This is a genomic window from Stappia taiwanensis (assembly GCF_014635285.1).
GTDB classification, from domain to species: Bacteria; Pseudomonadota; Alphaproteobacteria; order Rhizobiales; family Stappiaceae; genus Stappia; species Stappia taiwanensis.
On sequence record NZ_BMCR01000002.1, the window covers coordinates 198,669 to 219,826 of the forward strand.

At 65.6% G+C, this 21,158-nt stretch carries 21 protein-coding genes; 6 read left to right on the forward strand and 15 right to left on the reverse strand.

All coding sequences use genetic code 11. From position 1 onward, the window contains the following. Positions 1-34: 34 nt before the first annotated feature. Positions 35-994: an ArgK/MeaB family GTPase gene (locus IEV83_RS04805; protein WP_181758738.1), complete on the reverse strand. Its 960-nt coding sequence runs from the start codon at positions 992-994 to the stop codon at positions 35-37. After that, positions 991-3,675, reverse strand: a complete 2,685-nt coding sequence (ppdK, locus tag IEV83_RS04810; protein WP_181758737.1) for a pyruvate, phosphate dikinase — start codon at positions 3,673-3,675, stop codon at positions 991-993. Before ppdK ends, IEV83_RS04805 begins: the two co-directional genes overlap by 4 nt. Before the next feature lie 398 nt (positions 3,676-4,073). On the opposite strand from ppdK, the gene IEV83_RS04815 reads away from it, so the two are divergent. Both IEV83_RS04815 and IEV83_RS04820 read left to right on the forward strand, forming a co-directional pair. Further along, positions 4,074-5,885, forward strand: coding sequence for a tetratricopeptide repeat protein (locus IEV83_RS04815; protein WP_209002977.1), 1,812 nt, complete (start codon positions 4,074-4,076; stop codon positions 5,883-5,885). Between the two features lie 16 nt (positions 5,886-5,901). Next, positions 5,902-6,819, forward strand: a complete 918-nt coding sequence (locus IEV83_RS04820; RefSeq protein ID WP_181758736.1) for a 4-(cytidine 5'-diphospho)-2-C-methyl-D-erythritol kinase — start codon at positions 5,902-5,904, stop codon at positions 6,817-6,819. A gap of 57 nt (positions 6,820-6,876) precedes the next feature. Here the strand turns inward: IEV83_RS04820 and IEV83_RS04825 are convergent, their stop codons facing one another. Next, positions 6,877-7,893, reverse strand: a complete 1,017-nt coding sequence (locus tag IEV83_RS04825) for a polyprenyl synthetase family protein (RefSeq protein ID WP_371873406.1) — start codon at positions 7,891-7,893, stop codon at positions 6,877-6,879. 214 nt (positions 7,894-8,107) lie between these two features. Here IEV83_RS04825 and IEV83_RS04830 point away from each other — a divergent pair, with 214 nt between their 5' ends. Both IEV83_RS04830 and IEV83_RS04835 read left to right on the forward strand, forming a co-directional pair. Next, positions 8,108-8,362, forward strand: coding sequence for a putative signal transducing protein (locus tag IEV83_RS04830; RefSeq protein WP_181758734.1), 255 nt, complete (start codon positions 8,108-8,110; stop codon positions 8,360-8,362). Beyond that, the gene (locus IEV83_RS04835; RefSeq protein ID WP_181758733.1) at positions 8,359-9,174 is read left to right on the forward strand and encodes a tRNA1(Val) (adenine(37)-N6)-methyltransferase; all 816 of its coding nucleotides are present in this window, start codon (positions 8,359-8,361) and stop codon (positions 9,172-9,174) included. The genes IEV83_RS04830 and IEV83_RS04835 overlap by 4 nt, the downstream gene beginning before the upstream one ends. A gap of 40 nt (positions 9,175-9,214) precedes the next feature. Here IEV83_RS04835 and IEV83_RS04840 read toward each other — a convergent pair whose 3' ends face one another. Then, positions 9,215-9,484, reverse strand: a complete 270-nt coding sequence (locus tag IEV83_RS04840) for an usg protein (RefSeq protein WP_181758732.1) — start codon at positions 9,482-9,484, stop codon at positions 9,215-9,217. Between the two features lie 248 nt (positions 9,485-9,732). Here IEV83_RS04840 and IEV83_RS04845 point away from each other — a divergent pair, with 248 nt between their 5' ends. Further along, positions 9,733-10,665: an AAA family ATPase gene (locus IEV83_RS04845; protein ID WP_181758731.1), complete on the forward strand. Its 933-nt coding sequence runs from the start codon at positions 9,733-9,735 to the stop codon at positions 10,663-10,665. 5 nt (positions 10,666-10,670) lie between these two features. Continuing rightward, on the forward strand, positions 10,671-11,951 hold the full coding sequence (locus IEV83_RS04850) for a vWA domain-containing protein (RefSeq protein WP_181758941.1): 1,281 nt from the start codon (positions 10,671-10,673) through the stop codon (positions 11,949-11,951). 29 nt (positions 11,952-11,980) lie between these two features. Here the strand turns inward: IEV83_RS04850 and IEV83_RS04855 are convergent, their stop codons facing one another. The 11 genes from IEV83_RS04855 to IEV83_RS04905 all read right to left on the reverse strand — a co-directional run bounded on the left by IEV83_RS04855 (position 11,981) and on the right by IEV83_RS04905 (position 20,977). Then, positions 11,981-12,706 carry an LrgB family protein gene (locus IEV83_RS04855; protein ID WP_181758730.1) on the reverse strand — a complete coding sequence of 242 codons (726 nt, stop codon included), beginning with the start codon at positions 12,704-12,706 and terminating at the stop codon, positions 11,981-11,983. Further along, the gene (locus tag IEV83_RS04860; RefSeq protein WP_181758729.1) at positions 12,703-13,089 is read right to left on the reverse strand and encodes a CidA/LrgA family protein; all 387 of its coding nucleotides are present in this window, start codon (positions 13,087-13,089) and stop codon (positions 12,703-12,705) included. The genes IEV83_RS04855 and IEV83_RS04860 overlap by 4 nt, the downstream gene beginning before the upstream one ends. A 181-nt stretch (positions 13,090-13,270) precedes the next feature. After that, positions 13,271-13,891 carry a YeeE/YedE thiosulfate transporter family protein gene (locus IEV83_RS04865; RefSeq protein WP_181758728.1) on the reverse strand — a complete coding sequence of 207 codons (621 nt, stop codon included), beginning with the start codon at positions 13,889-13,891 and terminating at the stop codon, positions 13,271-13,273. Between the two features lie 12 nt (positions 13,892-13,903). After that, the gene (locus IEV83_RS04870; protein WP_181758727.1) at positions 13,904-14,419 is read right to left on the reverse strand and encodes a YeeE/YedE thiosulfate transporter family protein; all 516 of its coding nucleotides are present in this window, start codon (positions 14,417-14,419) and stop codon (positions 13,904-13,906) included. A 155-nt stretch (positions 14,420-14,574) separates the two neighbouring features. After that, the gene (locus tag IEV83_RS04875; protein ID WP_181758726.1) at positions 14,575-15,093 is read right to left on the reverse strand and encodes a L,D-transpeptidase; all 519 of its coding nucleotides are present in this window, start codon (positions 15,091-15,093) and stop codon (positions 14,575-14,577) included. A gap of 187 nt (positions 15,094-15,280) precedes the next feature. Continuing rightward, on the reverse strand, positions 15,281-16,384 hold the full coding sequence (locus IEV83_RS04880) for a branched-chain amino acid ABC transporter substrate-binding protein (RefSeq protein ID WP_181758725.1): 1,104 nt from the start codon (positions 16,382-16,384) through the stop codon (positions 15,281-15,283). 205 nt (positions 16,385-16,589) lie between these two features. After that, positions 16,590-16,952 carry a DUF6867 family protein gene (locus IEV83_RS04885; protein ID WP_181758724.1) on the reverse strand — a complete coding sequence of 121 codons (363 nt, stop codon included), beginning with the start codon at positions 16,950-16,952 and terminating at the stop codon, positions 16,590-16,592. Between the two features lie 189 nt (positions 16,953-17,141). Then, a complete protein-coding gene (locus IEV83_RS04890) occupies positions 17,142-17,870 on the reverse strand; it encodes an ABC transporter ATP-binding protein (RefSeq protein WP_181758723.1) in 729 nt (242 codons plus the stop codon). Then, positions 17,870-18,715, reverse strand: a complete 846-nt coding sequence (locus tag IEV83_RS04895) for an ABC transporter ATP-binding protein (RefSeq protein WP_181758722.1) — start codon at positions 18,713-18,715, stop codon at positions 17,870-17,872. The genes IEV83_RS04890 and IEV83_RS04895 overlap by 1 nt, the downstream gene beginning before the upstream one ends. After that, positions 18,712-20,037, reverse strand: a complete 1,326-nt coding sequence (gene livM / locus IEV83_RS04900; RefSeq protein WP_181758721.1) for a high-affinity branched-chain amino acid ABC transporter permease LivM — start codon at positions 20,035-20,037, stop codon at positions 18,712-18,714. The genes IEV83_RS04895 and livM overlap by 4 nt, the downstream gene beginning before the upstream one ends. A gap of 4 nt (positions 20,038-20,041) precedes the next feature. Beyond that, positions 20,042-20,977, reverse strand: a complete 936-nt coding sequence (locus IEV83_RS04905; RefSeq protein ID WP_181758720.1) for an ABC transporter permease subunit — start codon at positions 20,975-20,977, stop codon at positions 20,042-20,044. Between the last annotated feature and the right edge of the window lie 181 nt (positions 20,978-21,158).

The following is a 21,158-nucleotide window of genomic DNA, read 5'->3' on the forward strand; positions in this document are numbered from 1 at the left end:
CCGTCGGAACACTCGCGCCCCGGGGCCGTGAGGATCAGTCGATCGGCGCCACCAGGCCGAGCCGTTCACGCATCTTCTGATCCAGCGCGCCAATGGCACTGAACGGTCCCGGACATTCGGCCATCATCTCGTCGACAGCACAGAGCGACAGCCCGACCGATCCAAAACGGCGGGTGATCGCATCGCGCACCCAGTGACGCTGCTGTTCCGCCCGCCGTCTGTCGCGCGCACCGCAGCGGACAGTCTCCGCGCCAAGCCGGTCACAGTGATCGACGAATTCAGCGATCCCCTCGCCGCTCGCCGCCGAAACAAGCACCACCTCGGGCAGATCGCTTGCGCCGACCGGCCGGGTCAGGGTCAGCGCGCCCGCCACATCAGCCCTTGCGCGGGTCGCCAGGGCGCCCATGTCGGCTTTCGTCACGGCAACGATGTCCGGCAGTTCCATCACGCCGGCCTTCATGAATTGCAGGCTGTCGCCGGAGCCGGGCTGAATGCACAGGGCCAGAGTATCGGCGACCTGCGCCACATCCGCTTCCGACTGACCGATGCCGACCGACTCAACGATCACCCGGTCCATCACGGCGCGCATCAACACCACGGCGGCGATGGCATCGTCCGACAGGCCGCCAAGCCGGTCGCGCGCCGCCATCGAGCGCACGAACACGCCGTCGTCTTCCGGATCGGTGGCAAGACGGGTGCGGTCGCCGAGCAGCGCCCCGCCGGTAATCTGTGAGGAGGGATCGACGGCAATCACGCCGACGCGCTCGCCGCGCGCCCGGCACGCCTGGATCAGTGCATTGGTCAGGGTGGATTTGCCCACGCCGGGTGGGCCGGTCAGCCCCAGCACCGTTGCCCGGGCCGCACGCGCCGCCGCGTCGAGAAACCCGGCAAGCATCATGGAGCCGCGTTCGGTCTCGATCGCGGACAGCGCCCGCGCCAGAGCGGGTTTGCCGCCCTGGCGCAGTGCATTGATGGTGGCGGGCCGGCGGCTCATACGTCTCGCTGCTGCGCGTCGCCACGGGCAAGGGCGGCCTGCGCCGCCGCCAGCCGGGCAATCGGCACGCGGAAAGGCGAACAGGACACGTAGTCGAGGCCAACCCGCTCGCAGAAGGAGATCGAATCCGGATCGCCGCCGTGCTCGCCGCAAATGCCGAGCTTCAGGTTGGGCCGGGTCACGCGCCCCCGCTCCGCACCGATCTCGACCAATTCGCCAACCCCTTCCTGATCGAGCGACACGAACGGATCGCGCTCGACCAGCCCCAGGCGCTGATAGGCACCGAGGAAGGAGGCGGCATCATCGCGGGAGATGCCGAAGGTGGTCTGGGTCAGATCATTGGTGCCGAAGGAGAAGAACTCGGCGGATTCGGCGATCTGTCCGGCACGCAGTGCGGCGCGCGGCAGCTCGATCATCGTGCCCACCTGATACTCGATGGTCACGCCGCTTTCGCGCGACACCGCCTCGGCCATCGCGTCGATGCGGGCCCGCACCAGATCCAGCTCGGCCTTCATGCCAACGAGCGGCACCATGATCTCCGGGGTGACCGGCGCGCCGGTGGCCTTGGCCGCGGCAACCGCCCCCTCGAAGATCGCCCGTGCCTGCATCTCGGCGATTTCCGGATAGCTCACCAGCAGCCGGCACCCGCGATGACCGAGCATCGGGTTGAATTCGTTGAGGCTGGCGACCCGGTCCCGCAACAGGTCCGCGTCGATGCCCATCGCCTCGGCCACCTCGGCGATTTCCTCACTGCCATGCGGCAAGAACTCATGCAGCGGCGGATCGAGCAGGCGAATGGTGACCGGCAGCCCCTGCATGATCTCGAACAGCTCGGAGAAATCGCCGCGCTGCATCGGCAGGAGCCGGGCAAGCGCCGCCCGCCGGCCCTCCTCGCTGTCCGACAGGATCATTTCGCGGACGGCGAGAATCCGGTCGCCATCGAAGAACATGTGCTCGGTGCGGCACAGGCCGATGCCTTCCGCGCCGAACGCCCGCGCCGCGCGCGCATCCGCCGGCGTCTCCGCATTGGTGCGCACCGCCATGCGGCGGGCCCCATCGGCCCACTCCATCAGCCGGCCGAACTCGCCCGACATTTCCGGCTGCAGCATGGGCACCTCGCCGGCCAGAACCTGGCCGGTGGTGCCGTCGATGGTGATCACATCGCCCTGGGAGAACTTGCGACCGGCGGCGATCACCGTGCCGGAGCGATAGTCGATGCGCAGCATGCCCGCACCGGAGACGCAGGGCTTGCCCATGCCGCGCGCGACCACCGCCGCGTGACTGGTCATACCGCCGCGCGTGGTCAGGATCCCTTCCGCCGCATGCATGCCGTGGATGTCTTCCGGGCTGGTTTCCACCCGCACCAGGATGACAGCGCGACCCGCCGCCTTCGCCTCTTCCGCGTCGTCGGAGGAAAACACGATCTCGCCGGAGGCCGCACCGGGCGAGGCCGGCAGACCGCTGGCGAGGATATCGCGCGCCGCCTTCGGGTCGATCATCGGATGAAGCAACTGGTCGAGCGCCGCCGGATCGACGCGCATCACGGCCTCGGCCTGGGTCAAAAGCCCCTCGTCCGCCATGTCCACGGCGATTTTAAGCGCCGCCTTCGCGGTGCGCTTGCCCGCCCGGGTCTGCAGCATCCACAGCCGGCCGCGCTCGATCGTGAATTCCAGATCCTGCATGTCGCGGTAGTGCGCCTCAAGGCGCTCGCAGATCTCGGTGAACTGGGCAAAGGCCTCCGGCATCGCCCGCTCCAGCGACAGGGCGTCGGAGCCGGCGGCGATCCGCGCGGCCTCGGTGATATCCTGCGGGGTGCGGATGCCGGCGACCACGTCCTCGCCCTGGGCATTGATCAGGAACTCGCCGTAGAGCGCCTTTTCGCCGGTGGACGGGTTGCGGGTGAAGGCAACGCCGGTGGCCGAGTCGGAGCCCATGTTGCCGAACACCATGGCCTGCACGTTCACCGCCGTGCCCCAGTTATTGGGAATATTGTGCAGCCGGCGATAGGTAATCGCCCGGGCGCTTTCCCACGAGGCGAACACGGCGCTGATCGCGCCCCAGAGCTGCTCGTGCGGATCCTGCGGGAAAGGCCGGCCGAGCTCTTCCTCCACCAGCGCCTTGTAGCGCGTAATCAGCTGGCCCCAGTCTTCGGCGCTGAGGTCGGTGTCGAGCGAATGGCCGTTTTCACCTTTGAAGGTTTCGAGGATCTCCTCGAAGGCGTGGTGGTCGAGGCCCATCACCACGTCGGAATACATCTGAATGAAACGGCGGTAGCTGTCATAGGCAAAGCGCGGATCGCCGGAGGCCTCCGCCAGCGCCGGCACGGTCGCATCGTTCAGGCCGAGATTGAGCACCGTGTCCATCATGCCGGGCATCGACACCCGCGCGCCGGAGCGCACCGACACCAGGAGCGGGTTCTGCGTGTCGCCGAACCGCTTGCCGGTGATCCGGCCGATCGTCTCCAGCGCCGCGTCAACCTCCCCCTGGAGCCCGTCCGGGTAGGTCTGGCCGTTCTGATCGTAATAGGTGCAGACTTCAGTGGTGATCGTGAATCCGGGAGGAACCGGCAGTCCGAGATTGCTCATCTCCGCGAGATTAGCGCCCTTGCCACCGAGAAGGTTCCTCATCCCGGCGGTTCCCTCGGCCTTGCCGTCGCCAAAGCCGTAGACCCACTTGGTCATTGCCTGCATCCTCTTGTCCTGACGGCACGCACGCACCGCTTCGCCCGGGCCCACTCCCGCCCCGGATGGGCCCCCACTTAAATGATGCGCTGCGGGAAACAAAGGTTTTTCGCACAAAAGGCGGGCGCGAGACATTGCCACCGCCCCCCGCGTGCCCATATCCAGAGGGAGTGAACGTTGCGGTTCAGGGGAAGTGAACGTCGCGGTTTTATGACATTTTTGGCTCCCCCTTCCCTCTGCCGCACCGGGAACGGTCCGGGAGCGAGGGAGGTCGGCATTCCGCAAGGGCGGACCGCCGTCTTGCGGCGCGGTCACAATGAGGCCATCCTCAGGTCTCGTATTGATGCAAATGAGTCGGTTCCGCGCTCACGGCAGCAAAGGTCAGCAAGTCCCCTATCATGATGCGATGCCCCGTTTTCCGCCGCCCCGTGTGCCCCGCGCCTCACAAACGTGAGGTCACCAGACGCGCACGGGCCGCCCGCGCCGTCGCGACCGGCCTCGCTCTTGCCCTTCTTGCCGCCCCCGCGTCGGGCTGGACGGAAGCTGCTCCGCAACAAACCGGGACCGCCGAGGATCTGCCGGTCACGCTGAGCGGCAGCTATCTGTCCGGCCGCTATGCGGGCCAGACCAATGACCTGGCCAATGCCGCCGCCTTCTTTGCCGAGGCGCTGAGCGCGGATCCGGGCAACCCGTTCCTGCTCGACCGCGCCTTCGTGCTGCAACTGGCCAATGGCGACATTCAGGAAGCGCTGGAACTGGCGCAGCGGCTGCAGATCGAACAGTCCGATCATTTCATCGCCCGGCTGCTCCTGGCCACCGACGCCTTCCGCGCGGGCGAATATACAACCGCGAACACGCTGCTGGACAGCGAGGCACGCGGTCCGCTGGCGGAGCTCTCCTCCGGACTGATCCGCGCCTGGGCGCTGGCGGCGACCGGCGAATCGTCGCGCGCGCTCGATGTCATCGCCCGACTTGAAGGGCCGAGCTGGTACACCGTGTTCAAGAGCTATCACACCGGCCTGATCCAGGAGCAGGTGGGGCAAAGCGCGGCGGCGCTGGAAAATTTCCGCGACGCCTACGAGACCGATCGCGGCGCGCTGCGGGTGATCGAGGCCTATGCCCGCTCCCTGGCGGCCAATGGCGAGCCTCAGGCCGCGCTCGAGGTGCTGGCCGAATACGACAAGATCGTGCCCGATCACCCTTCCCTCACGGCGACCCGAAAGCTGATCGAAAACGGCGAAACGCCCGCCCGCATGGCCGCCACCCCGGCCGCCGGAGCGGCGGAGGTGCTTTACGGCCTTGGCGCCGCGATTGGCCGCGACGGCGGCGAGGAACTGGCGGCGGTGTTCCTGCAACTGGCGCTGTATCTCGATGAGGATGCGGATGTAGCCTCCATCGCTCTGGCCGCGCTGTTCGACCGGCTCGGCAATCCGCAGCGCGCCATCGACGTGCTGGAGGGGGTGCGCGAGGATTCGCCCCTGAAGCGCGATGCGGAGATCCAGATCGGCCTGAACTACAACGCCCTTGACCGGCTCGAGGACGCCCGCGCCCATCTGGAAGCTCTGGTCAAGAGCGACCCGTCCGATATTGAGGCGGTGTCCGCCCTCGGCAACGTGTTCCGCGCCCGCAAGATGTTCAAGGAGGCGGAGGAGACCTACAGCACCGGCATCGCCACCCTGGCAAAGCCGGAAGGCAAGCACTGGACGTTGTTCTATTATCGCGGCATCTGCCGGGAACGGCTGAAGATGTGGGACGAGGCGGAAGCCGACTTCCGCCTCTCCCTCGACCTCTGGCCCGACCAGCCGCTGGTGCTCAACTATCTCGGCTATTCGCTGGTCGATCAGGGCAAGAAGCTCGACGAGGCCCTGGAAATGATTCGCAAGGCCGTCAAACTGCGCCCCAAGGATGGCTATATCGTCGACAGCCTCGGCTGGGCCTATTACCGGCTCGGTCGGTACGACGATGCGGTGCGCGAGCTGGAAAAGGCGGTGGAACTGCGCCCGGAAGACCCGGTGATCAACGATCACCTGGGCGATGCCTACTGGCAGGTCGGCCGCCGGCTCGAAGCCCGGTTCCAATGGAACCATGCGCGCGATCTGAACCCGGAAGAGGACATCCTGCCACTGATCCTGGAAAAGATCGAAAAGGGCATGGCCGAGGCGGAGCCGCTGCCGACCACCAAGGCGGACCCGTCGGGAAGTGGCGGCTGACGGAAAGGGTCAACCGATGGCACCTTCCTCCGCCGAACGCCGCCGTCTTGCGCCTGCGAAAGTCAACTACGCCCTGCATGTCACCGGCCGGCGCGCCGATGGCTATCACCTGATCGACAGTCTCGTCGGATTTCCCGCGATCGGCGATACGGTGACTGCCCGCCCGGCCACAGAGGGGCTCGATCTTGTGGTCACCGGCCCCTTTGCCGAAACGCTGGCAGAGGCCGGCAACATGGCGGAGAATCTGGTGCTGCAGGCCGCGCGCGCGCTGGCACACCATGCTGGCATCGCACCGCAGGGGCTGCATCTGACCCTTGAAAAGAGCCTGCCCATCGCCGCCGGCATCGGTGGCGGCTCCAGCGACGCCACCGCCACGCTCAAGCTCTTGCGCGATCTCTGGGCACCGGCCCTTGCCGATGCGGAACTCGCCCGGATCGGTCTTGCCCTCGGCGCGGATCTGCCCATGTGCCTCAACGGCCGGCCGGCGCGCATCACCGGCATCGGCGAAACCGTCACCACCATTCCGCCGCTGCCCGATCACACCCTGCTTCTGGTCAATCCGGGCACCTGCGTCGCCACGCCAACCATCTTCAAGGCGCTGACGCAGCGCGACAATCCGCCCTTGCCGGATCTGCCACGCGGCGGGTTTGATTCTCTGGAGGAATTTGTCGACTGGCTCGGCGAAACCCGCAACGATCTCGAACCGCCGGCGATCGACACCGCCCCGGTGATCGGCGAGGTGCTTGCGGCACTCCGCCAGCATCAACCGATCCGGCTGGCGCGTATGTCCGGCTCCGGCGCGACCTGTTTCGCGATTGTGGATAACCCGGTAGAGGCGGGGGAAATCGCCACGCGCCTCGCCGCGCAACACCCGACCTGGTGGATTCGCTCGGCCCCGGCCACCTCAAGCCAAGGCACCGCCGACGGCACCTGACGAAGGCGGCAGGCCGCCGCCTCTCTCGTTTTTTGTCAGGAAGCGCGTGTCAGCCGGTCAGCTGATCCGGGCGATGCAGAAATCGACCGCTTCGGCCAGGGCATCGCGATGGGCACCCGCCGGAACACCGTCCAGCGCCGCCAGCGCTTCGGCGCCGAAGTCACGGGCACGGGTCACCGTATCGGCCAGCGCATCGGTCGACCGCATCAAGGCCACCGCCTGCTCCAGATCGCCATCGCGCACGTCCCGCTCTTCCAGGCAGCGGCGCCAGAAGGCACGATCCGCCTCCTGACCGCGCTGAATGGCGAGAATCACCGGAAGGGTGATCTTGCCCTCGCGCAGATCGTCGCCGGTATCCTTGCCCAGATCGCTCGCCGAGCCGCCATAGTCCAGCACATCGTCAACAAGCTGGAAGGCCAGCCCCAGCGCCATGCCATAGTTGCGCGCCGAAGCACGCACCGATGCATCAGCCTCGGCGATCACCGGCCCGACCTCGGCGGCAGCGGCGAACAACGCCGCCGTCTTCGCCTCGATCACATCCATGTAGCGCGCTTCGGTGGTGCCGATATCCTGCGCCGCGCCAAGCTGCATCACCTCGCCTTCGGCGATCACCGCCGAAGCGCCGGACAGGATGCGCAGCGCATCCAGCGAGCCCACATCGACCATCATCTTGAAGGCCTGGCCCAGCAGATAGTCGCCGACCAGAACGCTGGCCTGGTTGCCCCAGAGCTTGCGCGCCGCCAGCTTGCCGCGCCGCATGTCACTTTCATCGACCACATCGTCATGCAGCAGCGTCGCGGTGTGCATGAACTCCACACTCGCCGCCAGCCCCACATGCCCGTCGCCGCGATAGCCGCACAGCTCCGCCATCGCCAGCGTCAGCATCGGCCGAAGCCGCTTGCCGCCGGAGGAGATCAGGTGGCGCGCGATTTCCGGTATCAGGTCGACATTCGAGCCGGCCTTCGACAGGATGAGCTCGTTCACGGCGGACATTCCTCCGGAGGTCAGATCGACCAACCGTTGAATACTCGCCGCGTCGGACCGCGTCTCGCGGAGAGGAACGACAACACCCACCTTGAAAACCTTTTTTGCTTGACGGTTCGCCGGGACAATAGGTCCGGCATCAACGTCGGGCAAGCCATCTTTCGCTGCACCCACCCCGGAAGACAACCGGTGGAGTAAATTGCCGCACCCGACCGGTCCGGCAAGAGCCACGTGAGCAACGGTTTCCTTCCCGGCGGCGGCGCTCTATCCTTCCCATCACCAAATCACCCAATGGTAACACAGCATGGTCCCGTTGCTTCGCACCAATGACATGGTGCTGATCTCCTTTGTCGAAGCGCTGCTTGCCGATGCCGGCATTGCCCATTTCGTCCTCGACGGCAACATGAGCGTGGTCGAGGGCTCGCTTGGCATCCTTGCGCGCCGGCTGATGGTCGAGGAGGAAGACCTCGAAAGCGCCCGGCGCATCCTGCGCGACGCCGGCCTTGGCCATGAGCTCGGCGCGGACACCGCCCCGACAGCAGGCGGCCCTGGCAAATGAGCGCGACCAGCGAGACCGCGACCGCCTCGTTCGCCGCCCGAAACATCACCAAGGATGCCTTTCTCGGCGGACAGGTGCAGATCCTGCAGCCGGCCAAGGGCTTTCACCGGGCGGGCCTCGATGCGGTCTATCTTGCCGCCGCCGTGCCGGCGACGACGACAGGCCATGTGGTGGACCTGGGCTCCGGCGTGGGCACGGCCGGCTTCTGCCTCGCCGCACGGCTTCCCGATGTCAGGGTAACGCTGGTCGACCGCGACCGGCAGGCGCTTTCCCTTGCCCGCGAGGCGCAGGAGCTGCCTGAAAATGCGGCCTTTGCCGGACGGACAGCGCTGCTGGAGGCGGATATCGCCGCCAAGGGACGAGAGCGGCACGCCGCCGGCCTGACGCCCTCCCTCGCCGATCACGTGATCATGAACCCGCCCTACTACACGGGCGGGCGATTCCGTGCCTCGCCGGCAAGCGCCCGAGCCGGGGCTCATGTGCTGGAGGCCGAAGGGCTGGAGCCCTGGGCCCGGGTGGCGACCGACATCCTCAAGGAAGGCGGCAGCCTGACCGTCATCTTCCGTGCCGATGGCCTTGGCGAATTGCTTGAGGTGCTGCCGGGCCGGTTCGGCGCCATCGACGTTATTCCCTTGCGCCCACGCCCGGAGGCGGCGGCCACCCGGATCCTGATCCGCGCGATCCGCGCCAGTCGCGCCCCCTTGCGCCTGCTACCGGGCTTCGTACTGCACGAAGGCACCGGCTCCGACTTCACCCGCGAAGCCCGCGCGGTGATGCGCGACGGCGCCGGGCTCTCCCTGCCGCCGCGCTGAAGCCATTCATCGCTCTGGTTGGGGCACCGCTCTGATTCAGTCAGTGGATCGGAAATTCCGCGTCGAGCAGGCGCCAGTCGGTCGGACCGATCAGGTCCCGATGCGCCACCATCACCGAATGCAGCTTTCCGTCGAGATCGCGCTGCCAAAAATGCAGGAAGCGGCTCAATTCGGGGAATCTGGGCGCCTTGTCGAAGGTCTGCCAGAGAAAGCTCTGCAACAGATCCGGATGGTCGGGCATATGGTACAGGATCTGCGCCGTCAGCAGCCCGTATCCCTCCAGTTGACGGGAAAAGTCCGAAGTCTTCATGATCGAACCTCCTAAGGTTTCCCCACCCCCGAGACCGTTCATCGCTCCCAGGTTTCAGTCTCTTGAGAATATGGTTAACGAGACGTTAAAGGACAGTCGCAGTAGCCTGCCGAACACTTGATCGTGACCGGGAAGGATTGAGGCCGCGTCCTGTCCGCCTCCGCCCTGCCAATTCGGGCAAAAGGCCTTTATGATCCGGAGAACGCGCAACGGCGCCTGTTCATCCTTACCAGCATTCGGGAGGTCAGATGACTTCGCAGCCCCTGCCCGCTTCCATCAACGACACTCAGAAGCTTCTGGACAGCCAGGGTTATGTGGGCGACCGCGCCCTGGCCACCGTGCTGCATCTGGCGCTGCGGATGAACCGCCCCTTGTTCCTGGAAGGCGAGGCCGGCGTTGGCAAGACGGAGATCGCCAAGGTGCTGTCCAGTGCGCTCGGCCGCGACCTGATCCGCCTGCAATGCTATGAGGGGCTCGACGTCTCCACCGCGGTCTATGAATGGAACTACGCCGCACAGATGGTGGAGATCCGGGTGTCGGAAGCCGCTGGCGATGCCGATCACGAGGCCCTGTCCAAGGATGTGTTCAGCGAGCGCTTCCTGATCCGCCGGCCGGTGCTGCAAGCGCTGCAACCGTCCCTCAAGGGTCCGCCGGTGTTTCTCATCGATGAGCTGGACCGGGCGGACGAGGCCTTTGAGGCCTTCCTGCTGGAGGTGCTGGCCGACAATCAGGTGACCATTCCGGAACTGGGCGTTGTCCATGCCGAGGCGCCGCCCATCGTCATCATCACCACCAACCGCACCCGCGAGATCCACGACGCGCTGAAGCGCCGCTGCCTCTATCACTGGGTCGACTACCCGGATGCGGAGCGGGAGCTGGAAATTGTCCGGCGCAAGGTGCCGGGCGCCGCCGAACGGCTCAGCCGCGAGCTTGTCGCCTTCGTGCAGAAACTGCGCAGCGAGGAGGATCTGTTCAAGCAGCCCGGGGTCGCCGAAACCCTTGATTGGGCCACCGCCCTGACCGAGCTCAACGAAATCGCCCTCGATCCGGACATGGTCTCCGACACCCTTGGCGTCCTCCTGAAGTATCAGGACGACATCGACAGGGTGCGCGGCTCCACCGCCCGGCGCATGATCGATGAGCTGCGCGCCGAATTCGACCGGGAAGCGGCGGCGGATTGACGGCGATGCCCCCGCTCGACAGCCCCCCGCCCAGCGGCCCGTCCTCCGGCGCCCCCTCTCCCGGTGGGCGGATCGCCGACAACATCGTCCATTTCGCCCGCACCCTGCGCAAGGCCGGACTGCCGGTCGGACCGGCCAGCGTCGTCGATGCGGTGCGGGCCGTCGAGCTGGCCGGCATTCGCAGCAGGGAGGACCTTTACTGGACGCTGCATGCCGTCTTCGTGCGCAAGCACGACCACCGGGTGATCTTCGACGAGGCCTTCCGCATCTACTGGAAATCGCGCGGGCTGGTGGAAAAGCTCTTGTCGATCCTCTCGCCCGTGGCGCCGCCGCGCGCCGAGCCGGACAAGCCGAAGGCCGGCCAGACCCGGGTCGCCCAGGCGTTTCAGGCCACCCGGGACCGGCGGTCGCAGAGCGAAAAGGAAGAGTTGGAGATCGACGCCCGCTTCACCGTCTCCGGCCGGGAACTGCTGCAGCACAGGGACTTCGCGCAGATGAACGCGGAGGAGATCCGCGCCGCGCAAGCTGAGCTTCGGCGCATGGTGATGCCGATCGAGAAGATCCGCCAGCGCCGGCTGGTGGCCTCGGCCCGTGGCCGCATCGACCCGCGCAGCACCCTGCGCGCCACCTTGCGCACCGGCGGCGCCATGATCGCGCTGAAGCACCGGCGCCCCGACACCCGGCGCCCGCCGATCGTCGCCCTGTGCGACATTTCCGGCTCCATGAGCCAGTACACCCGTATCCTCCTGCATTTTCTCCATGCGCTGACCGAGGAGCGGCGCAACGTCCACACCTTCCTGTTCGGCACGCGGCTGACCAATGTCACCCGGCAGCTGCGCATGAAAGACCCGGATGAGGCGCTGATCGCCTGTTCGCAAGGGGTCGAGGACTGGTCCGGCGGCACCCGTATCGCCACGGCGCTCGCCGACTTCAACAAGCACTGGTCGCGCCGGGTGCTCTCCGGCGGCCCCCTGGTGCTGCTCGTCACCGACGGGCTGGAACGGGACACGGATGAGGATCTGGCCCGGGAGATGGACCGGCTGCACCGCTCCTGCCGGCGGCTGATCTGGCTCAACCCGCTGTTGCGCTTCGATGGCTTCGAGGCCCGCGCCAAGGGCGTGCGGGCGATGCTCCCGCATGTGGACGAATTCCGGGCGGTGCATTCGCTCGATGCGGTGGCCGACCTTTGCCGGGCGCTCGGCGGGGAAAGCGGCGACGGCGGCGAGAGCACCGATCCCCGCGCCTGGCTGCGCGCCGCCGACCGGGCCGAACGCGCCCGCGCCTGACCCGCTTGGTCAGGTAAGACCTTGCCCGGCTACAGTGACACGAAGAGCTGCCACAGAAGCGGCAGCAGGATTGCGGTGGCGATGGCATTGAGCCCCATTGCCAGCCCGGCGAAGGCGCCGGCGGTCTCGTTGACCTGAAGCGCCCGCGCCGTGCCGATGCCATGGGCGGCAACACCGATGGCAAAACCGCGCGCACGCCAATCGCGCACCCGCAGAAGATCGAGCAGCAACGGCCCCAGCGCCGCGCCGAGAATGCCCGTCAGGATCACCAGAACGGCGGTCAACGATGGCAGACCGCCCAGCGCCTCGGAAATGCCCATGGCGACCGGCGCCGTCACCGATTTCGGTGCGAGCGAGGCAAGGGTCTGCATGCCTGCCCCCATCGCCCAGGCAATGCCGACCGCCGACAGGATGGCGCAAAGCGAGCCGGCAACGAGACTGACACCAATCGCCAGCGCCGAGCGGCGCACCGTGGCAAGCTGACGGTAAAGCGGCAGCGCCAGTGCCACGGTGGCTGGCCCGAGCAGGAAATGCACGAACTGCGCCCCATCGAAATAGATCGCGTAATCGGTACCGCTCGCCAGCAGCAGCCCGCTGATCAGCGCCACCGCGATCAGCACCGGATTGGCCAGCGGATGGCCGCCGAGGCGACGGGACAGGGCCAGCCCGACCTGATAGGCAACGAGGGTCAGCGTCAGTGCCGCCAGCGGGCTGGCCGACAGATAAACCCAGATTTCGGCGAGTGGATCGGTCATTGGCCGGCCTCCGGCGCCTTGCCCTTGCCCACCCCACCATCACCTGCCCCGCCGCGCAGGCACAGGCGCATGATCCCGGCGGTGACCGCGATGGTCAGCAAGGTGCTGATCAGCAGTGACACCGACAGCGCCGCCCCCTCCCGCCCCAGCAGGCCGATGTGCAGGACAACGCCGACGCCGGCGGGCACGAACAACAGCGCCAGATGGCCGAGCAGCGTATCGCCGACCCTGGCAAGGGCCACCGGAATGCCCCTGCGCAGCACCAGCCCGACAAACAAGAGCACCATGCCGACCACCGGCCCGGGCACCGGCAGGCCGGTGCCCGCCACCAGCATTTCGCCGGCAAGCTGGCAACACAGGATCACGGTCAGCGCGCCAAGCATCAAGCTGTCTCCCGCCACATGGCTTGTTTGAAAAAGGGCAGACATGAGAGTGACGCCCCGCCCCCGCTGCGACAAGCCCGACGACCGTTGACCCCGGACACGAAAAATCCCTTCCCTCCCCTTCAGATGAAGGAGGAGGAAAGGGATCCTCAGGTGAGCAAAGGCAGCAAGCCCGCCGGCGTTATTCCGCTGGGGCCGAGTAGCCGTGCCCGGCCTGAACCGCGTCCACGTCCAGAAGCGCTTCCGCCTTGTCCATATCCGCCTGCCAGGGTACCAGCCGCTCCAGCACCACGAGGAGGAAGGCTGCAAGGATCGCCGCAAGGATCAGGGCCAGCCCCCAGAACGGCAGCGGCAGCAGATCCGCAAAGGTGATCTTGCCATAGCTGCCGAAGGACAGGGCCGCGCCGATCCAGTCGATGTTGTAGCCGTAGAAGATCGCCCCGGCGATGCCGCCCGCAATCACCGCATAGGCGTCGCGATACCCGGCACCGGCCTGCGCCAGTGCCGTGCCCGGACAGGCGCCGGCAAGCGCGATGCCCACGCCAAGGATCAGCCCGCCGATCAGCACCGGACCGAGCGCGAAGGTCTTGGGATGCAAGGCAACGCCAAAGGCGCCGTTCAGCACCGCAAGCGCGACCAGACCGGTGATGGTCGCGGCGAGGAACATCTTGAGCATGGTGAAGTTGCGAAACTGGAACTGTCCGACCAGAACCCCCGGTTCCATCACCCGGCTTTTCTCAAGCGCGACCCCGAAAATGGCCCCCATGGCGAGGCCGAGCAACACGAGCCAGATTGTCGACATGTCGATGCCTCCTCAGATCTTCTTCATCAAGGCGGCGGTGAGAATGCCGCCCGCGAACATCGCCGCAACCGCGACGGTCGATCCGACCGCCAGTTGCGCCATGCCGGAAATGCCGTGACCGGAGGTGCAGCCTCCGGCGATCCGTGCGCCCAGCAGCAGCACGAAGCCACCGACAAAGCCCAGCGCCAGACGCGACCCCAGCGACGTCACGCCAGTAAGGCGGGTCCAGGCAGGGGAAAACGCCGCTCGCCGGCTGCCCGACGCCCGGGCCGATAGCAGCGCCCCGAGGGCGATGCCGATCACCAGCGCCGATTGCCAGATGTATTTGTCCGCGCTCATATATTTGGCGAAATAGGCGATGTCGGCAGCCCCAGCATCGAACAGGCTCGCCACCCAGGCACCGGCCGTGACAAAGGAAGACGACGCCCCAAGCGCCGTATTGACCAGGAGGAAGGCGGGGATTTGCAGCAAACCGATCACAATGCCCGCCACGTAAGGCGACCAATGTCTTTTGGAGAGCGACAGCATGACAGGCTCCTATGATTTTTATAACTAAATAATATTCGAATAAATGAATTCTATATATCCGGAAAAACCCGCAAACCCGCCGCATCCCAACGCGCGGCAGGAGAGCCCCCTCAGCCAGAGACCAGCCAAGAGCCAGAGCCCCGCAAAAAGCTGTGTCAGTTGATCGCCACCACGGGCGTGCGCACGCCAACCCGGCGGAACAGATCGGCGATATCGGCGTTGTTCATGCGGATACAGCCATAGGACACCGCGCGGCCGATCAGGCCCGGTCGGTTGGTGCCGTGGATCGCGTATTCCCCGCCGGCCAGCGTCATCGCCGCCACGCCCATCGGATTGTTGCGCGCCCCGCCGGGGATGACCGCGGGCAGATGCGGCAGATCGCGCTTGACCTCCGCTGGCGGCGACCAGGCCGGGCGCACGTGCATCCCCTTGATATAGGTCCGGCCCCGCCAGACCTTGCCGCGCCTGCCGACCGCGACCGGGTAGCGCAGGGCCGTACCGCCGCGCTGCACCAGATAGAGCCGTCGCTCGCTGTTGTGAACGACAATGGTTCCCGGCGCGAACCGGGCATCGCGAAAGGCCACCAGATCCGGTGCAGCGCTGGCCGCGCCGGTCCACAAGATGACACCGATCACCACGTAGATCGCCACCAAGCCCCAGATAACCTTGTGCATGACGACACCCCGCTTATCCTTGACAAAGAGTTTACGGGAAAGTGCAGACGGGCAGTACAAACGATTCGTGAAATCTCTTGTTAAGGTTATCAAGCTCGTCGCCGCGGGGGGCAAACACGAAAAACCCCGCCCGGAAAACCGGGCGGGGCTTCGCAGTCCCGGGCCATGACAGCCCCGAATGGCAGTCTTACTTCAGGTAGTCGTAGTTGCCGTCCTTCCACTCGTAGAACACGTACCCGGGCAGGGTCACGTCGCCCTTGTCGTCGAAGGACAGGCTGCCGAGCACCGTGGCGAACTCGCCGGCGTTCAGCTTCTCGGTCACCGCGTCATAATCGGTGGAGCCGGCGGCACGCACCGCATCGGCCCAAGCCTGGATCGCCGCATAGGTGTAGAGCGAATACCCCTCGGCGGTCCGGCCGGCGGCCTCAAGCGCCTTCACCACCGGAGCGGCGATCTCGTTCTTGCGCGGATCCGGAGAGAAGGTCATCAGCGTGCCGGAGCCGACATCACCGGTGATCGACCAGTATTCGTCGGTCACCAGCGCATCGCCGGAGACGAGGATGGTGTCCATGCCCTGCTCGGCCATCTGGCGCTTGATGAGGCCGGCCTCGGTGTGATAGCCGCCCACGTAAAGAACGCCGATGTTCTCCGACTTCAGCTTGGACACCAGCGCGGTGTAGTCCTTTTCACCGGCGGTGTAGGCCTCGTAGAGGGTCTCCTTCTTGCCGGCTTCGTTCATGTACTTCTTGGTTTCGTCGGCAAGGCCCTTGCCATAGGCGGTCTTGTCGTGGATCACCGCGATGTTCTTGTCGGCGAAATTCTTGGCAAGGAACGCACCGGCGACCTGACCCTGCTGGTCGTCACGGCCGCAAACGCGGAACACGCCCGGTCCGGGACGCTCGTCGGTGAACTTCGGATTGGTCGAGGCCGGCGAGATCTGGATGATCCCCTCTTCCGCATAGACCTGGCTGGCCGGGATCGACGACCCGGAGCAGAAATGGCCGGCGACCAGCGCCACGTTCTTGCCCACCATCTGGTTGGCGACGGCAACCGCCTGCTTCGGATCGCAGGCGTCATCGCCCACTTCCAGAACCAGCATTTCGCCGTTGATGCCACCGGCAGCGTTGATGTCTTCAACCGCCTGTTCGGCGCCGGCCTTCATTTGTGCGCCGAAAGAGGCGTACTGACCGGTCATCGGACCGGCGGTGGCAATGACGATCTCGGCGAAGGCGGCGCTCGAAACACCCATGCCGACAACGGCGGCGACACTCGCCAGAAGAACCTTTTTCATAAAATAATCTCCCCTTGCTCCAGATGCATTTCGCGGCCCCCATCGGGCCGGTTGCTGGACCACTCTGGTCGCGGACCGTTTGTCCGCAAGTCGGCGGATTTTTCCGCCATGTGCCGAAAGAGTATCGCCTTTTCCGTCAAAGTCGAGCACTTCGGCAGCTTTCCGCGAAAGACGCGAAACGCCCCTCGCGAAAATGACAAGGCCCTCAGGCCCCCACGTCCCGCGCGCCCGGCTTCAGGCGCCAGGAAAACGGGCTCGTCTTCTCGTAAAGCCAGCGATACTGCCGGGTCATCTGCGCCGTGCGGGTCACCCGCCAGCCGGTCAGAGACACGCCAAGCAGCAGCACGAAGGCCACCAGCCAGTGCTGAACGGACAGCAGCGTGCCCTCATAAAGCGCAAAGCTGAGGAACCGCACCGCCAGCGACAGCAGGAAGGTGAACCACACCAACGTTCGCAAGGGCCGCCAGGTCATTGCGCAGGCCCGGCCCGTCGCCCAGGCAGCCATGCTGCCGAGCACGAGCGTGAGAATAATGAAGCCCGCAAGGCTCGTATCGTAGAGGAAACCCATCTTCGTCCTCCCAGGATCACGCGGCGACGGCGATAACGCAGGCAGTCGCCAGACCGTGGATCAGTGGTGTTCGCCCGCCGCGGGGTGGCTCCAGCACATCGCTTGAGCCGCCCCCACATGGGCGCTCCCGGGCCGCGCCCGCCCGATGCCGGATCCTCCCGGGCACCGGGCGGAGCACGAACCCGAACCTCAGTGACGACCGCCTTCCAGATAGGCCGCCTTCACCTCCTCCCGCGACAGAAGCTCGCTGCCCGTTCCCGACAGGGTGATGGTGCCATTGACCATCACATAGCCGCGATGGGCGAGCTTCAGCGCATGATAGGCGTTCTGCTCGACCAGAAAGACCGTCAGCCCGTCGGTGCGGTTCAACTCGGCGATCGCATCGAAGATCTGTTTGACGATCAGGGGCGCAAGCCCCAGCGACGGCTCGTCAAGCAGCAACAGCCGTGGCCGCCCCATCAGCGCCCGGGCAATCGCCAGCATCTGCTGCTCGCCGCCGGACAGGGTGCCGCCGCGCTGCTCCTGACGTTCCTTCAGCCGGGGAAACAGGGTGAACACCCGCTCCAGATCGGCATGGAAATGCGCCGGGTCGGCGACCGCCGCGCCCATTTGCAGGTTCTCCATCACCGACATGCGCGGAAAGATGCGTCGCCCTTCCGGAGACTGGGCAATGTCCTTGCGCATGATCTCGTGGGTCGGAAGGTTGGTGATGTCCTCGCCCAGATAAGTGATGCTGCCGTTGCGCGCCTGCGGCGAGCCGCAGATCGTCATCATCAGCGTCGACTTGCCGGCGCCATTGGCGCCGATCAGCGTGACGATCTCCCCTTCATGCACGTCGATATCGACGCCGCGCAGGGCAACGATCTTGCCATAATAGGTTTCCACGCCCCGGACCTTGAGAAGGGGTTCCCTTTCCATCACAGCCCCACCTCCTCTTCGATCTGGTCGACCTCGTCATCGGCAACGCCGAGATAGGCGGCGATCACCTTCGGGTCGTTCTTCACCTCTTCCGGCGTGCCGTCGGAGATCTTCTCGCCATAGTCGAGCACGACCACATGGTCGGAGATTTCCATCACCACCGACATGTCATGCTCGATCAAGAGCACCGAGGTTTCGTGATTGTCGCGGATGTAATGCAGCAAGGCATTGAGGTCCGCGCTTTCCTTCGGGTTGAGGCCCGCCGCTGGTTCATCCAGGCACAACAGCTCCGGCATGGTGCACATCGCCCGGGCGATCTCCAGCCGGCGCTGGTCGCCATAGGGCAGATCGGCGGCCGCGTCATCGGCGCGGGCAAGCAGGTCGGTACGGGCCAACCAGTAGCGCGCCCGCTCCACCGCCGCCCCTTCCGCCTTGCGAAAGCCGGACAGGCCGAACAGGCCGCCGACGGTGTAGTTCGAGGCCACCATCAGCGGGTTGTGCTGCGCCACCAAGAGGTTTTCCAGCAAGGTCATGCCGCCGAACAGGCGGATGTTCTGGAAGGTCCGCGCCACCCCGGCCGTAGCCGAGATCTTGAAGTCCGGCATGCGCTCCAGAAGATGGCGCGCCCCCGCCTTGCGGCGCATGGTGATGCAACCCTCCGTCGGCTTGTAAAAGCCGGTGGTGCAGTTGAACACCGTGGTCTTGCCGGCCCCGTTCGGGCCGATCAGCGCGGTGATGTCGCCCCGGCCAACGTTGAACGACAGATCGTTCACCGCCACCAGGCCGCCGAAGCGCATGGTGACATGCTCGACGGTGAGCACAGGATCGTTGTCCCAGCGGGTCATCCGTGGCCCTCCTGTACCAGATCTGCGGAAATGCCCTTGGCCTTGCCCTTACTGAGGGTAATGGATGGCGTGCGGGTCGAGATCAGACCACGTGGCTTCCAGACCATGATCAGCACCATCAACAGGCCGAACACCAGCATCCGGTATTCCTCGAACTCGCGGAAGAACTCGAAGCCGCCGATCATCACCACCGCCGCGATGACCACGCCGATCTGCGACCCGAGCCCGCCGAGCACCACGATCGCCAGGATCACCGCCGATTCGATGAAGGTGAAGCTCTCCGGCGAGATGAAGCCCTGCCGGGTGGCGAAGAACGAGCCGGCGAACCCGCCAAACATCGCCCCGAGCGCGAAGGCCGTCAGCTTGGTGTTGGTGGTGTTGATGCCGAGCGAGCGGCAGGCGATCTCGTCCTCGCGCAAGGCTTCCCAGGCCCGCCCCACCGGCAGCTTGCGCAGCCGCATGGTGACGAAGTTGGTGACCAGCGCCAGGATCAGGATCAGGTAATAGAGGAAGATGATCCGGTGGATCGAGCTGTAGTCGAGGCCGAAGAAAGCGGCGAAACCGCCCTCGCCCCGGGTGAACTCCAGGCCGAAGAAGGACGGTCGGGGAATTCCGGAAATCCCGTCCGGACCGCCGGTGAACTCGTACCAGTTCAACAGCACCACCCGGATGATCTCGCCAAAGGCCAGGGTGACGATCGCCAGATAATCACCGCGCAGGCGCAGCACCGGGAAGCCGAGAATGATCCCCCAGAAGGCCGACAGGATGCCCGCGAGCGGCAGGCAGATCCAGAACGAGAACCCGAAATACTGCGCCAGCAGCGCGTAGGAATAGGCGCCCACCGCATAAAAGGCGACGTAGCCCAGATCGAGCAGGCCGGCGAGGCCGACGACAATGTTCAGCCCCCAGCCAAGCATGACATAGGTGGTCACCAGGATCGCCAGATCGAGATACTGCCGCGATCCGCGCGCGCCCAGCCAGTACATCAGCAGGAACGGCAGGGTGACGGCAAGCACGAACAGCACCGGCGTGACCAGATGCGCGACCGAGGAAAAGGCGCTCGCCTTCGGCATCAAGCCACTGACGACGCCAGTGACCGGCCGTTCGCTCTTCCAGACGAACAGATTGAGCAGGAGCCGCCCGAAGAACACGACGGCGACGGCGGTCGCGACGGCGCCCCAGCGATACTCGATCGCCAACCCGCCGATATCGACTTCGGTCTTCATGCCGATCATCAGGGAGAACAGGCCGAAGGCCACCAGTCCGCCCATGCCGGCATCCTTCACGGAGCCGGAGAGAAGGGTGTCTTTTTGCGCTGCCATGATCCTAGACCTTCTCCACTTCGGGCCGGCCCAGCAGGCCTTCAGGCATGAAGATCAGTACGATCGCCAGGATCGAGAACGCCGCGACATCCTTGTATTCCAGCGAGAAATAGCCGGACCAGAAGGTCTCGATCAGGCCGATCAGCAACCCGCCAAGCATGGCGCCCGGCAGTGAGCCGATGCCGCCCAGAACCGCCGCCGTGAAGGCTTTCACCCCGGCCAGGAAGCCGATGTAGAAATCGATCACGCCGTAGTAGAGCAGGAACATCAGGCCGGCGACCGCCGCCAGCGACGCGCCCATCACGAAGGTCAGCGAAATGGTGCGGTCAACGTTGATGCCGAGCAGGGAGGCCATCTTGCGGTCCTGCTCGCAGGCACGCTGCGCCCGCCCAAGCGAGGTCTTGTTGATCAGCAGGGTGAAACCGGCCATCAGAACCACGGTGACGACGATGATCAGGATCTGCATGTAGCTGATCTGAACCGCGAATCCCGCGCCGCCCGACGCGCTGTCGCTCAGCGAGAACCCGCCCGAGATCAGCGGCTGCAACGGCTTGTTGCGCGCCCCTTGCGAGATCTGGACAAAGTTCTGCAAGGCGATCGAGGCACCGATCGCGGTGATCAGCGGCGCCAGTCGGAACGACCCGCGCAGCGGCCGGTAGGCGACCCGCTCCACCGTCCAGCCCCAGATCGCCGTCAGCGCCATGGCCAGGACAAGCACGAGCACAAGGGCGAGGATAAGCAACAAAAGCGGCGTCGCCGCGGTGATGCCCAGTGCGACGATCAGGATCAGCGCGATGAAGGCGCCGACCATGAAGATGTCCCCATGTGCGAAGTTGATCATGCCGATGATCCCGTAGACCATCGTATAACCAATGGCGATCAGGCCGTAGATCGACCCCAGCGTGACGCCATTGATCAGCTGCTGGAAAAAATATTCCATCTTCCCTGTGATCCCTCTGAAAAGCTGGTGGCTTTTGCCGTTCTCAGCTCGCCGCGCCTTGGCTCCTCCTTGGCGCAACACTCGCAATCTTTACCAAGCTCCCAAATGCGAGACAATTCCTCTCAATTTCGCTTGCGCAGAAAAGAAAATCTTTCCCTGAAGTCTTCCTGTTCGGAACGCC